General features: G+C 35.2%; 13 protein-coding genes. 10 read left to right on the top strand and 3 right to left on the bottom strand.

The genetic code is table 11. The annotated features are described in order from the left end of the window. The first annotated feature begins 63 nt into the window (after window positions 1-63). The 7 genes from EC501_RS09810 to zupT all read left to right on the top strand — a co-directional run bounded on the left by EC501_RS09810 (window position 64) and on the right by zupT (window position 5990). The gene (locus tag EC501_RS09810; protein ID WP_122972111.1) at window positions 64-1017 is read left to right on the top strand and encodes an ABC transporter permease; all 954 of its coding nucleotides are present in this window, start codon (window positions 64-66) and stop codon (window positions 1015-1017) included. Continuing rightward, on the top strand, window positions 1007-1960 hold the full coding sequence (locus EC501_RS09805; protein WP_122972110.1) for an iron chelate uptake ABC transporter family permease subunit: 954 nt from the start codon (window positions 1007-1009) through the stop codon (window positions 1958-1960). The genes EC501_RS09810 and EC501_RS09805 overlap by 11 nt, the downstream gene beginning before the upstream one ends. Beyond that, window positions 1957-2721 carry an iron ABC transporter ATP-binding protein gene (locus EC501_RS09800; RefSeq protein WP_122972109.1) on the top strand — a complete coding sequence of 255 codons (765 nt, stop codon included), beginning with the start codon at window positions 1957-1959 and terminating at the stop codon, window positions 2719-2721. Before EC501_RS09805 ends, EC501_RS09800 begins: the two co-directional genes overlap by 4 nt. Before the next feature lie 177 nt (window positions 2722-2898). Beyond that, window positions 2899-3924: a siderophore ABC transporter substrate-binding protein gene (locus EC501_RS09795; protein WP_122972108.1), complete on the top strand. Its 1026-nt coding sequence runs from the start codon at window positions 2899-2901 to the stop codon at window positions 3922-3924. Between the two features lie 62 nt (window positions 3925-3986). Then, on the top strand, window positions 3987-4298 hold the full coding sequence (locus EC501_RS09790; protein WP_122972107.1) for an antibiotic biosynthesis monooxygenase family protein: 312 nt from the start codon (window positions 3987-3989) through the stop codon (window positions 4296-4298). Between the two features lie 122 nt (window positions 4299-4420). Beyond that, a complete protein-coding gene (locus EC501_RS09785; RefSeq protein WP_241559311.1) occupies window positions 4421-5041 on the top strand; it encodes a phosphatase PAP2 family protein in 621 nt (206 codons plus the stop codon). A 130-nt stretch (window positions 5042-5171) separates the two neighbouring features. Then, the gene (zupT, locus tag EC501_RS09780) at window positions 5172-5990 is read left to right on the top strand and encodes a zinc transporter ZupT (protein ID WP_122972106.1); all 819 of its coding nucleotides are present in this window, start codon (window positions 5172-5174) and stop codon (window positions 5988-5990) included. Window positions 5991-6057: 67 nt separating this feature from the next. On the opposite strand, the gene EC501_RS09775 is transcribed toward zupT, so the two are convergent. The 3 genes from EC501_RS09775 to thrC form a co-directional block, all read right to left on the bottom strand. After that, complete coding sequence (locus EC501_RS09775) at window positions 6058-6705, bottom strand: NAD(P)-dependent oxidoreductase (RefSeq protein WP_122972105.1); 648 nt, start codon at window positions 6703-6705, stop codon at window positions 6058-6060. Window positions 6706-6869: 164 nt separating this feature from the next. Then, window positions 6870-7787, bottom strand: coding sequence for a homoserine kinase (gene thrB, locus EC501_RS09770; protein WP_122972104.1), 918 nt, complete (start codon window positions 7785-7787; stop codon window positions 6870-6872). Beyond that, window positions 7784-8836, bottom strand: coding sequence for a threonine synthase (gene thrC / locus EC501_RS09765; RefSeq protein ID WP_122972103.1), 1053 nt, complete (start codon window positions 8834-8836; stop codon window positions 7784-7786). The genes thrB and thrC overlap by 4 nt, the downstream gene beginning before the upstream one ends. Window positions 8837-9104: 268 nt before the next feature. On the opposite strand from thrC, the gene EC501_RS09760 reads away from it, so the two are divergent. From EC501_RS09760 to EC501_RS09750, 3 genes are all read left to right on the top strand, one after another. Continuing rightward, window positions 9105-10265 (top strand): MFS transporter, encoded by a 1161-nt coding sequence (locus EC501_RS09760; RefSeq protein WP_122972146.1) that lies wholly within the window; start codon window positions 9105-9107, stop codon window positions 10263-10265. A gap of 286 nt (window positions 10266-10551) precedes the next feature. Beyond that, window positions 10552-11394, top strand: coding sequence for a MurR/RpiR family transcriptional regulator (locus EC501_RS09755; protein ID WP_122972102.1), 843 nt, complete (start codon window positions 10552-10554; stop codon window positions 11392-11394). Window positions 11395-11595: 201 nt separating this feature from the next. Continuing rightward, complete coding sequence (locus EC501_RS09750) at window positions 11596-12519, top strand: manganese-dependent inorganic pyrophosphatase (RefSeq protein ID WP_122972101.1); 924 nt, start codon at window positions 11596-11598, stop codon at window positions 12517-12519. Window positions 12520-12651: the final 132 nt, after the last annotated feature.

The following is a 12651-nucleotide window of genomic DNA, read 5'->3' as shown; positions in this document are numbered from 1 at the left end:
GTACTCGAGGTTGAGAATCATTTTCATTACATACTTGAGAATAAATAGAATATGGGGATAAAAATGAGACTGTGGATGTTAATTATCGCAGCGATCATCCTGTCGTTTATCTCGCTATTTATTGGCGCGATTGATATAAAGCCAAGCGATTTACTTGATTGGCAATCAGAAGAAACACAAATTTTCTTAATCAGTCGTGTACCACGTCTAATGGCGATTATTTTAGCGGGGATTGGGATGAGTATCGCGGGCTTGATTATGCAAAGCTTAAGTCGAAACAAATTCGTTTCTCCAACGACAGCTGGAACATTAGATGCCGCTAAGTTAGGGATTCTCATTTCGATGCTGTTCTTTACGAATGTAACCTATACACAGCAAATTATTTTTAGCTTTGTATTTGCGTTAGTTGGAACTTTGCTATTCATGCAAATTTTAGATCGTATAAAGTTTAAAGATGCTATTTTTGTACCTTTAATCGGGATTATGTATGGAAATATTTTATCTTCCATTACAACATTTTTTGCTTATGAAGCTGATTTACTTCAAAATATTTCTTCTTGGTTAATGGGAAGCTTTACATTAGTAATATCTGGACGCTATGAATTACTATATTTAAGTATACCTGCTGTAATTTTAGCCTATTTATATGCAAACAAATTTACCGTTGCTGGTATGGGTGAAGATTTTGCTAAAAACTTAGGTTTAAGTTATAAATTCGTATTAAATATAGGGTTAATTCTCGTAGCAATTATCGCTACAACTGTCGTTCTCACAGTTGGTGTTATCCCATTCTTAGGATTAATCGTACCGAATATTGTATCCCTTTATTTAGGGGACAATTTACGAAAGACGATTCCACATACAGCCGTTCTCGGTGTTGTTTTCCTATTAATCTGTGACATTTTAGGGCGTGTCATTATTTATCCGTATGAAATACCGGTAAATGTAACGGTAGCGGTAATCGGCAGTGCGATCTTCTTAATTATGTTATTTAGGGGGAGAGCATATGCGAAATAGTACAAAACTAATTATTCTAGCAGTTGTAGCAATAATTTGTATTTTGCTATACGGATTCTACGATATTAAGGGTGGTTTTGATTACGCATTTCCAAGACGTATGATGCGGGTTGGGGCAATGATCGTAACAGGATTTGCAATTGCCTATTCGACGGTAGTGTTTCAAACTATTACGCACAACCGTATTTTAACCCCTTCCGTAATGGGGCTTGACTCCATGTATGAAGTTGTACAAACTCTTATTTACTTTTTAGCTGGGTCCATGTCCATTTGGGTGTTAAATCAATATTTAAACTTTGCAGTAGCAATTGGAGCGATGGTGCTGTTTGCATTGTTCTTATATCGCTTCTTATTCCGAGCAGATAAACATCCAATTTACTTATTATTATTAATTGGGATGATTTTAGGAACATTACTCGGAAGTCTTGTAACGTTCTTGCAAGTATTAATTGACCCAGTAGAATATTTAAGTTTACAAAATCGTTTATTTGCAAGTTTCTCGAATATTAAAGTCGAGTTACTATATATTTCGATTGTGATTTTATTAATTGCCTTTATTTACGGATATCGGATTTTGGGTCAGTTAGATGTTATGTCCCTTGGTAGGGAAAATGCGATAAACCTAGGAATTAATTATGACCGCTTAGTGATGAATGTATTAATTTTATCGTCGGTACTAATTGCTACATCCACTGCTCTAGTCGGTCCGATTACGTTCTTTGGTTTAATCGTAGCAAATTTATCTTACCAATTTTTAGTCACATATAAGCATTCGATTCATATTTTAGGAGCCGGCTTAATGAGTGTTATTGCTTTAGTCGGTGGTCAATTTATCGTTGAACATGTGTTTGAAATGAGTACTACCTTAAGTGTCATTATTAACTTTATTGGTGGTATTTACTTCATTTACTTATTACTAAAGGAAAGTAGGGCAGCAGGATGATTGAAATCAAAGGTTTAACAAAGAAGTTTGGTAACAAGCCTGTTGTAGAAGATGTTTCCGTAACGATTCAACCGGGATCGATAACATCCTTTATTGGTCCAAATGGTGCTGGTAAATCCACGTTATTATCAATGGTGAGTCGGTTATTAGATGCAGATACAGGTGAAGTATTACTCGATAAAAATGACGTAAAACAATGGAAATCCGTTGAATTTGCGAAACGTGTATCCATTTTAAAACAAGCAAACTTTATTAATGTACGTTTAACGGTACGTGAGCTTATTTCATTTGGTCGCTATCCTTATTCAAGAGGTCGTTTAACACCTGAGGATGAACAATTTGTCGATCAAGCTATGGAATATATGAATTTAACAGATATGCAAGACAAATTTTTAGATGAGCTGTCTGGGGGACAAAAACAACGGGCTTTCATCGCAATGGTCATCGCCCAAGATACAGATTACGTTCTTTTAGACGAGCCTTTAAATAACTTGGATATGAAGCATTCCGTACAAATAATGAAAATTTTACGTAAGCTTGTTGATGAGCTAGGGAAAACAGTAGTTATTGTATTGCATGATATTAACTTTGCTTCGGTCTATTCTGATTACATTGTAGCGTTAAAAAACGGTAAAGTTGTAAAAAGTGGACCGACGAATGAAATCATTAATTCAGATGCACTTCGTGAAATTTACGACATGAATATTCCGGTACAGGAACAAAATGGTTGTCGAATTTGCGTATATTTTAACTCGCATTAGCTATGATAATGATTTAGAAAAGTATTTATTTCATATGCTTTTCTAAATCATTTTTTAAAATAAAATTGGTTAAAATAACTAAAAAACTATTGACCTTTATTTTCTAAATGCTATAATTTTCATTAGATTGATAATGATTATCATTATCGTTAATAAGAGATAGGAGAGAGAATATAAATGAAGAATTGGAAGTTATTAACGGTCATTTTAGCAAGTTTATTATTCGTACTTGCAGCATGTGGTTCTGATGATAAAAAAGAATCAGATACAAACTCTACTACAGGGGAGAAGACAACTACTGAAAATGCAGAGGGTCCTACATACCCAATGACTATTTCTCCAACTGTTGCAGAAAGCCAATCTGAAGAAGCTGGAACTATTGCTTATGAAGATGTTACCCTTGAAAAAATGCCTGAAAAAATCGTTGTATTCGACTACGGTTTCTTAGATACACTTGATGCTCTTGGAGTAGAAGGAATTGTTGGTGTTGCCAAAGATTCTACTTTACCAGAACATTTATCAAAATATTCTAGTGATGAATATGCAAACATTGGTACTTTAAAAGCTCCTTTATTAGAAGATATCGCAGAACTTGAACCGGACGTAATTTTCATCTCAGGTCGTCAATCTGCATTTTATGATCAATTAAAAGAAATTACTCCTAATGTAATCTTCGTTGGTACGTCTCAAGATGATTACTGGAATACATTCTTAGCATCTGTTGATGTTGCAGCAAAAATGTTTGGTAAAGAAGAAGAAGCAAAAGAGAAAATTGCTGAAATTAATGCCGGTATTGAAGAGGTAAAAGCTTTAGCTGGGAAATATGATACATCATTAGTTACAATGTATAATGAAGGTAATTTATCTGGTTTTGCTCAAAATTCTCGTTTTGGCTACATCTATGACATCTATGGATTTAAACCAGTAACAGATAATATCGAATCTTCATCTCATGGTTCAAACTTTGGATTTGAAGCGATTTTAGAATTCAATCCACAAGTATTATTCGTAATTGACAGAACTGCTGCAACAGGCGGTGAGTCTAATATCGAAGCGGATATGGAAAATGACATCATTAAACAAACAACTGCATATAAAGAAAATCGAATTGTTTATTTAGATGGCCCACTTTGGTACTTAAGCGGTGGCGGTTTAGAATCTGAGCTTGCTAAAATCCAAGAAATTAAAGATGAATTAAAATAATTTATTAACCAAATTAAGCTGTCCTAATAGTAGGACAGCTTTTTCTCTCGGGAGGTATGAGAATGTTTGTTCAAATGAAACGTTTTGTTGTTGCTGAAGGAAATGCCCAAAAAATTATTGACCGTTTTGGTGCTAAAAAGGATGGCCCATCTTTAATGGAACAACAACCTGGTTTTATCGGTAAAGAAGTGTTAGTGAAAAAATCCCGTCGTGGTGATGAAGAAGTTATCATTATGGTACGCTGGGAATCAGAAGAAGCTTGGAAAGGCTGGGAGAAGAGTCCCGAACATATAGCGGGCCACAAAGCTAAAATTGGCCAGCCAAAACCAGACTATATTATTGAATCAGCCAATAGTTTATATTACGTACAATAACTTTCAGAACCTTGACGACTTGTCGAGGTTTTTTTATTTTTTCGTAACAACAATTGGATTGCATAGAGTAATATGTAATTAAATAAGTTAAATAATATAGTGCTTTTACAAAGGTGGAATACATGTTGAAACCATGGAATTATATTTTAGCAGGAGTTACATTTTTTATATTTCTTGCCTTGTTGTTGAGTTTTGATTCAGAATGTATTCAACAACTAGATAACACATTAGCTGAACTTTTTGGTGGGAACGTATTTATCACTGCCTTTCATTATATTGGTGATACATGGTTTGTTATTTCAATAGGTTTACTATTACTAATCGTACTTTGGTTAAAGGAACGAAATTATCATGGGATGATTTTTGTACTACTAACGATAGCAGCTGGAAATGTGTTAAATCAATTAGTGAAAAAATGGATTGAACGGCCTCGACCAGAAATAGTTGATCAATTGTCCACATTTAGTTTTCCGTCGGGACATGCTATGCTCTCTTTGCTTTATTTATTCACAATCGCTTATTTAGTAGGGGAATGGGTAGGAAATAGTAAAAAAAGTAGAATTGTTTGGGTTATTGCGATTATTCTTTCCTTCCTTATTGGTCTATCCCGCATCGCAGAAAGTCGTCATTTTGGCTCTGATGTCATTGCAGGGTGGAGTCTTGGATACACTTGGTTTGTCCTTTGTGTATTTTGGTATGAACAAAGTAAAAGAAAATTTAATAAGCTAAAAAATAACACCTAACTAGGTGTTATTTTTTTGCATAAAAGTTTTCTTTGTGAATAATATGTAACCAAGGTGAAAAAAGTTTCACTAGGGAAACTTTTAGTGTATAATACAATTATTAAATGATAAGAGGAGACGACAAAGTAAAATGGATGGAAACGTACTTTTAGCTTTAGGTTTAACACTATTTGCTGGGTTAGCTACCGGATTGGGGGCTTTAATTGCATTTTTTACATCAAGAACAAATAAGAAGTTCCTATCCGTTGCATTAGGGTTTTCTGCAGGTGTTATGATTTATGTCTCTTTAGTTGAAATTTTTGTTAAGGCGAAAGATGCGTTAACGACTTCTTTAGGTGAAACGGAAGGGTATTGGATGACGGTCATAGGCTTCTTTGGGGGAATGGTGTTTATCGCATTAATAGATCGTTTCATTCCAAAGAAAAATAATCCTCATGAAGTGAAAACTGTAGAAGATGTCCATGAAGCGGAATTGAATTCTAAAGTAATAGATGAACAAAAGCTAATGAAAATGGGAGTTTTTACTGCGTTAGCTATAGCTATTCATAATTTTCCAGAAGGTATCGCAACATTTATGTCGGCCATTCAAGATCCAAGTGTCGGGGTAGCCATTGCGATAGCTGTAGCGATACACAATATTCCAGAGGGAATAGCTGTTGCCGTCCCAATTTATTTCGCGACTGGAAACCGAAAAAAGTCATTTAAATTGTCATTCCTTTCAGGGTTAGCAGAACCAATTGGAGCTGTTGTAGCTTATTTAATATTAATGCCGTTTTTAACGGATACGATGTTTGGGATTATTTTTGCAGCAGTTGCAGGAATAATGGTGTTCATATCGTTAGACGAGTTGTTGCCAGCTGCTAAAAAATATGATGAAACCCATTTATCGATTTATGGTTTAGTTGCCGGTATGGCAGTCATGGCGCTAAGTTTGTTATTGTTAGCATAAAATGAATGAATGCCCTAAAAGCTTTGGATAGCTTTTAGGGCATTCTAATTTATAAAAAGTGAATTGACTATGAACTAATTGTTGCGTTCTCAGAAGCGACTGTAAAACGCTGATTTTCGTGTTTCGGGTTTTCTAATTCATCTAAAACAGCTACAGCATAATCTGCATAGCTTACATAACTAATATGTTGGGAATTTAATAGGAGATGGTCTTTGCCTAAAATGTAATGGCCAGTTCTTGGTCCGTCTGAGTCAAATAGAGCGGAGGGGCTTAAAAACGTCCATTTTATCGAGGATTGTTTCAAATCTATTAAATGTTGTAACTGTTGGAAAGCTATTGTTTTATATTCTTCTGGAAAATCAGGAATATCGATGAGTCTAGTATTTCTTTCGTCGATGAATAAACTTCCTGCTCCACCAACTACAAATAACTTTGTTTGGCTACCTTCCAAAAGGGAGATGAGAAACCGGCCAAATTCAATGTGTAAATGTTCTTCTCCATGTAAAGGAAGTAAAGCATTTACAACAACATCGAATTGAATTAAATCATTTCTAGTTAAATTAAACATTTCCTTTTCTATAATATGAATATGTTGTTGATTTTTTAATTTCTCTTTATTAGCGACTATAGCTGTCACATCATGATGTCGCATTCTTGCCTCGGTTAAAATATTGTTGCCCGCCTTTCCAGTTGCCCCAATAATGCCAATTTTCATTTCGATACTCCTTTCAATTGAATTTAAGTACATGCGACGAAATGACTTACCTCATTTTGAGGTGTACGGAAGTTAGGTTATTTTGAACATCTTTTCAAATAGAAAAAGATGCCCAATAATTCATATATATGAATTATTGGACATCTATATTAATGGGTTTGCGATTAAGCGAGCACATCCTCAATGACTTCAGTTACTGAAATCCCTTGATCATCTGCTTTTGTTAAAATAATTTCAAGTGAGGGGAATAGTTCTTTCATCTTGGAAATAAATGCTTCCTCAATAGCGGTCGGTATAATGGAAATAACAGTTGGGCCTGCTCCGCTTAATGCCGTTCCATAAGCACCAGCATTTTTTGCTGCATTTCGAATTTCATCAAAAAATGGAATCAACTTGGCACGGAATGGTTCATGGAAAAGATCGGACTCCATATAATAACCTACCCGTTCATAATCCTTTGATATGAAAGATGCCGCTAGCATATTAGCGTTGGCACTAGCGTGAACGGCGTAGTGACGGTCGAACTTTTCAGGCAATACTTTCCGAGCATCGGACGTTTTTAGTTCCACATTAGGTATAAATACAACAAAAGAGACTTCTAAATCTTGTACATGGATTGTATCCACATGACCGAAATCATCCATTGCTGAAATCGTTAAACCACCAAGAACTGATGCAGTAGCATTGTCAGGATGTCCTTCAAATTGAGAAGTGATGTTTAATTTATCTTGGGTTGATAAATTTAACTGACAAACGAGATTTGCTAACTCAACCGCTGCAACAATCGCCGCTGCACTACTACCTAAACCCCTTGCAAAAGGTAATTCACTTTTCATTTCGATACGACAAGGTGGAAGTTCTTTATTAAAACGAGCCGCAGTTTCCGAAGCAATTTCATAAATTAAATGGTTTTCAATTACGATATTTTGTGGAAGGTGGTCAGAAAGGTGAATAATTTCCCACTTATCCGAAATAGACACGGTTAAATTTAAATATAAAGATAAACTAAGTCCTATGGAATCAAATCCAGGTCCTAAGTTAGCGGTGCTTCCTGGAACAGTGATTTGCCATTTTTTACTCATAAAATCTCCTCGATATATTGGCGAATTTCTTCTTCATTGTTTTGAAGGGATACTAAATCAATTTTAGAAACGTTCATTGCAGTATCCGGATCTTTTAATCCGTTACCTGTAAATATTGTAACAACCTGGCTTCCTTTCTCAATTTTCCCGTTATTAACCGATTTAATAACACCTGCTAAAGAAGCGGCAGAGCCCGGCTCAACAAATATTCCTTCAGTACTAGCGATTAATTGATAAGCTTCTAATATTTCTTCATCTGTTACAGAATCGATTATACCACCAGATTCATCGCGAGCGGCCTCAGCCAATTTCCAACTTGCCGGATTCCCGATACGAATCGCCGTTGCCACAGTTTCGGGATTGGAGATAGGTTCTCCTTTGACAATGGCTGCGGAACCTTCTGCCTCAAAGCCATACATTTTCGGCAAGCCAGTGTGTTTTGCCTCATTATATTCTTTAAAACCTTTCCAGTAAGCGGTAATATTCCCCGCATTACCTACAGGGATACATAAATATTGAGGAGCTTGTCCTAAACTGTCTACAATTTCAAATGCAGCTGTTTTTTGGCCTTCAATACGATATGGGTTGACGGAGTTCACTAATTGAACAGAAGTCGTTTCACTTAATTGGCGTACAATGGCGAGTGCATCATCGAAATTGCCGTCGATTTCAATAATTTTAGCACCATACATACATGCTTGTGCTAATTTACCAAGGGCTACTTTCCCTTTAGGAATAACGACAATCGACTGGATTCCAGCACGGGCAGCATAAGCTGACGCTGCAGCAGAAGTATTCCCTGTGGATGCACAAATAACACATTTTGCCCCTTCCTCAATAGCTTTTGCTACTGCAAAAACCATACCGCGGTCTTTAAATGAACCAGTTGGGTTTGCCCCTTCAATTTTACCGTAAAGCTCAATCCCTAACTTTTTTGACAAATTAACTAAATGAATAAGTGGGGTATTTCCCTCATTTAAAGTTAGCGAAGGTGTATTTTCGGTAACAGGTAAAAATGATTTATATTCTTCAATAAGACCTTTCCACATATCGAATTTGCTCCTTTTGTTCTCACTGAATGAACAGTTGTTTTTCTATAAGAGACATTTTATCGCAATACTGATGTATTTTTCAATAGAAATTGAGAAATTTACCTAAATGTAAATATTTTAAATTTATCTTGTAAGTCAATTAAAAAAAAGGTATTGTTAATGTGTAAATCCAAATGTAAAGACAGGTGAAAATTAAGTGAGTAAAAATTCAAATACAACACCCATCTCACGCAACAAATTATTAGGTGTTGCAGGTGTAGGTTGGATGTTCGATGCAATGGACGTAGGGATTTTATCATTTGTAATAGCGGCTCTTGCAGCTGATTGGGGTTTATCCTCTTCACAAATGGGGTGGATTGGAAGTATTAACTCTATCGGGATGGCAGTAGGGGCTTTAGTATTTGGAGTATTTGCTGACAAAGTAGGACGTAAGAAGATATTCATGTGGACATTGATTATCTTCTCCGTTGCCAGCGGACTCTCAGCTCTAACAACAACTTTTGCCGCATTTATGTTATTAAGATTTTTTGTAGGGATGGGACTCGGCGGTGAACTGCCAGTTGCCTCTACATTAGTTTCAGAGAGTGTAGAAGCAAAAGAAAGAGGTCGTGTAGTTGTATTACTTGAAAGTTTTTGGGCGGCAGGCTGGCTTATTGCAGCAATCATATCTTATTTTGTTATTCCAACTGAATTTTGGCCGATTGAAGGATGGCGAGTTGCATTAATTTTAACTGCTATTCCAGCGCTTTATGCAGTTTATATTCGCATGCATTTACCTGATTCTCCTCAATTTACTGCAAGATCAGAAGCGAAAAGTCGTACAATACGACAAAACATTGCAGGGGTTTGGGAAAAGAAGTATGCACGTTCTACACTGATGCTTTGGATTCTTTGGTTCACAGTAGTCTTTTCCTATTATGGAATGTTCTTATGGCTACCAAGTGTTATGGTTGGAAAAGGGTTTGATCTAATATCAAGCTTTAAATATGTGCTTATTATGACAATTGCCCAGTTACCCGGGTATTTTACAGCTGCCTATTTCGTAGAAAAGTTCGGACGAAAATTTGTCCTTGTAACGTACTTAATAGGAACGGCAGCAAGTGCTTATGTGTTTGGTAATGCTGAAACGGTGACAGTATTATTAATATCTGGAATTTTATTATCCTTCTTTAACTTAGGCGCATGGGGAGCTTTATATGCTTATACACCAGAGCAATACCCAATGGTCATAAGAGGGACTGGAGCCGGAATGGCCGCAGCAGTTGGGCGTATCGGTGGGATTTTTGGTCCTCTTTTAGTTGGATACTTACTAAAAGCACAATATGAAATTGGATTTATCTTTGGAATTTTTTGCGTCTCCATTTTAATTGGGGTAGCAGCAGTATTATTTTTAGGAAAAGAAACGAAACAAATAGAATTAGAATAACTAACGGAAAAACTGATTCAAGGTTCATTTCAACCTTTGAATCAGTTTTTTTGTTGTATTTAAATGTTGGGAAAGTTATTCTTTTGTCATTTTATAAAAATTAAATTGTTTAATTTGGAAGTCGAATAGTAGTGGGATATGACAAATTTTCAACTTTTATCATTTAAAGCGTTGAAGTTTTTTCAGAAAAATCATTGTATTCAATCAATGTTAATGATAATCTATCAATTATCAAACTATTTTGTATACAAAATAAAAATAATATAAAGGAGGAAATGAAGCTACCATGAGCTTTTGTGATGAGATTAAAAAAAGGTTTATAAGACTTTCTAGAGGGCAGCGAAAAGTTGCTCAATTTGTTATTGATAATCCAAATATTATAGCAACTCATATAGCTTCAGATGTAGGGAAGCAGATTGGAATTAGCGAGTCGACAGTTATCCGTTTTTGTTATTCGATGGATTTATCGGGCTATTTAGAATTACAGGAAAAAATTAAAGAGGATCTGTTAAAAGCTGAGGGAAAACTAGAATATGAACATCCTCTTATTTCAAAGAAACATGAACACTTTCTAAGCGAAGTGATGAATCGCGATATTAAAAGTATTTTGAACACGATACATGTTATCGATGAAAAACAGTTTGAATATGCAATTCGACTAATGCATGAGTCTAACTACTTGTATGTTCTAGGGTTTAGACAATCTTCTCCGTCAGCTAGCTTTGTCACTTGTACGTTAAGTCATTATCGTAAACATGTGAAGCAAATAGAACATGATGTTGATAATATTGTGCAGCAAATTAGCGCTATGGATGAAGAGTCTCTTTTAATTTTGATTGCATTGGATGGCATTCATGAGGATGATTTAACTACTATTCAATTAGCAAAAAATAAAAATGTAAAAGTTATTGCGATTACGAATACTACCATTTCCCCTATTAATGACTATGTAGATGTTTTATTTAAAGTAGGGGGTCAAAAACAAGAAACATCTGAGACGATTATGGCATCCCATTCTTTAATCCATGCATTAGTAGAAGGAATGGTGGCACAAAATAGAAGCCAATATACAAAGTATAAAAAAACAAATCAACAGGATTCCTACTTAAAAAAGGCAAACAGTATGTAGTACAAAGTAAAGCGTATTCGTAAATTGCGGGGGCATTTACGAATGCGCTTTGTTGATCGTCATATTCAATAGTGGAGAGTGTAAATTCAATTACCTTCTTGCTTTCGAAATGACATTCATGTTCTATTTTTCTATTCCAACTTAGGTATGATAAAATAAAATCGAATAAATATGAACATTGTAAATAGGAGGACTCATTTAATGAGCAAAGTATTAGTTTTCGGTCATAAAAATCCAGATACAGACACAATTACATCTGCACTTAGTTATGCTTATTTAAAACAACAACTAGGGGTTGAAGCAGAAGCGGTACGACTTGGCGAAGTAAACAATGAAACGAAATATGCTTTAGAGAAATTTGGTTTTGAAGCACCTCGTTTAATTGGAAATGTTGCTAGTGAAGCAAAGGAAGTTATTTTAGTAGACCATAACGAGCGCCAACAATCAGCTGATGGCATTGAAGAAGTAAAAGTAACAGAAGTAATTGATCACCATCGCATTGCAAATTTTGAAACTTCGGATCCTCTTTACTATCGTGCAGAGCCAGTAGGATGTACGGCTACGATTTTAAATAAAATTTTTAAAGAAAATAATGTAGAAGTACCTTCAAATGTTGCAGGTTTAATGCTTTCTGCTATTATTTCAGATACATTATTATTCAAATCTCCAACTTGCACAGAACAAGATGTACAAGCTGGTAAAGAATTAGCTGAAAAAGCGGGGGTAAATTTAGATGAGTACGGTTTAGCGATGTTAAAAGCAGGAGCTGACCTTTCAGATAAATCGCTAGAAGATTTACTATCGTTAGATGCGAAAGAATTTACTTTTGGTGAAGTAAAATCAGTAGTAGCTCAAGTAAACGCAGTAGATGTAAATGACGTATTAAATCGTAAAGATGAGCTAGTAAGTTTATTAAATAAAAATGTAGCTGACAATGGCTTAAACTTATTCTTCTTTGTTGTAACAGATATTCTAAACAATGATTCTACAGCTGTTGTTGTAGGGGATGCTGCGGAAGCTGCTGCGAAAAGCTTTGGTAAAGAATTAGTAAATAATTTAGTCGAATTACCGGGTGTTGTTTCTCGTAAAAAACAAATTGTTCCTGTGTTAACGGAAGGACTATAATCGTTATAATGAATAAAGAGGCTGGGACATAACTAGCTTCAAATAGTGGGAAAGGTGAATTTGAGGAAACTCAAATTCACCTTTCTCTATTTTTGTATGTAAATTCTTTTTTTCTTTAGTTAATGGCCATGA

The sequence above is a fragment of the Lysinibacillus halotolerans genome, assembly GCF_003711845.1.
GTDB classification, from domain to species: Bacteria; Bacillota; Bacilli; order Bacillales_A; family Planococcaceae; genus Ureibacillus; species Ureibacillus halotolerans.
This window is presented reverse-complemented; position numbering and strand designations above follow the sequence as displayed.

Excerpts from the sequence above, each read along its gene's own strand:
- EC501_RS09785 (WP_241559311.1), top strand. The coding sequence starts at position 4,421 with ATGTTGAAACCATGGAATTATATTTTAGCAGGAGTTACATTTTTTATA.
- zupT (WP_122972106.1), top strand. The coding sequence starts at position 5,172 with ATGGATGGAAACGTACTTTTAGCTTTAGGTTTAACACTATTTGCTGGG.
- EC501_RS09805 (WP_122972110.1), top strand. The coding sequence starts at position 1,007 with ATGCGAAATAGTACAAAACTAATTATTCTAGCAGTTGTAGCAATAATT.
- EC501_RS09795 (WP_122972108.1), top strand. The coding sequence starts at position 2,899 with ATGAAGAATTGGAAGTTATTAACGGTCATTTTAGCAAGTTTATTATTC.
- EC501_RS09810 (WP_122972111.1), top strand. The coding sequence starts at position 64 with ATGAGACTGTGGATGTTAATTATCGCAGCGATCATCCTGTCGTTTATC.
- EC501_RS09755 (WP_122972102.1), top strand. The coding sequence starts at position 10,552 with ATGAGCTTTTGTGATGAGATTAAAAAAAGGTTTATAAGACTTTCTAGA.
- EC501_RS09800 (WP_122972109.1), top strand. The coding sequence starts at position 1,957 with ATGATTGAAATCAAAGGTTTAACAAAGAAGTTTGGTAACAAGCCTGTT.
- EC501_RS09750 (WP_122972101.1), top strand. The coding sequence starts at position 11,596 with ATGAGCAAAGTATTAGTTTTCGGTCATAAAAATCCAGATACAGACACA.
- thrB (WP_122972104.1), bottom strand. The coding sequence starts at position 7,787 with ATGAGTAAAAAATGGCAAATCACTGTTCCAGGAAGCACCGCTAACTTA.
- thrC (WP_122972103.1), bottom strand. The coding sequence starts at position 8,836 with ATGTGGAAAGGTCTTATTGAAGAATATAAATCATTTTTACCTGTTACC.
- EC501_RS09760 (WP_122972146.1), top strand. The coding sequence starts at position 9,105 with ATGTTCGATGCAATGGACGTAGGGATTTTATCATTTGTAATAGCGGCT.
- EC501_RS09790 (WP_122972107.1), top strand. The coding sequence starts at position 3,987 with ATGTTTGTTCAAATGAAACGTTTTGTTGTTGCTGAAGGAAATGCCCAA.
- EC501_RS09775 (WP_122972105.1), bottom strand. The coding sequence starts at position 6,705 with ATGAAAATTGGCATTATTGGGGCAACTGGAAAGGCGGGCAACAATATT.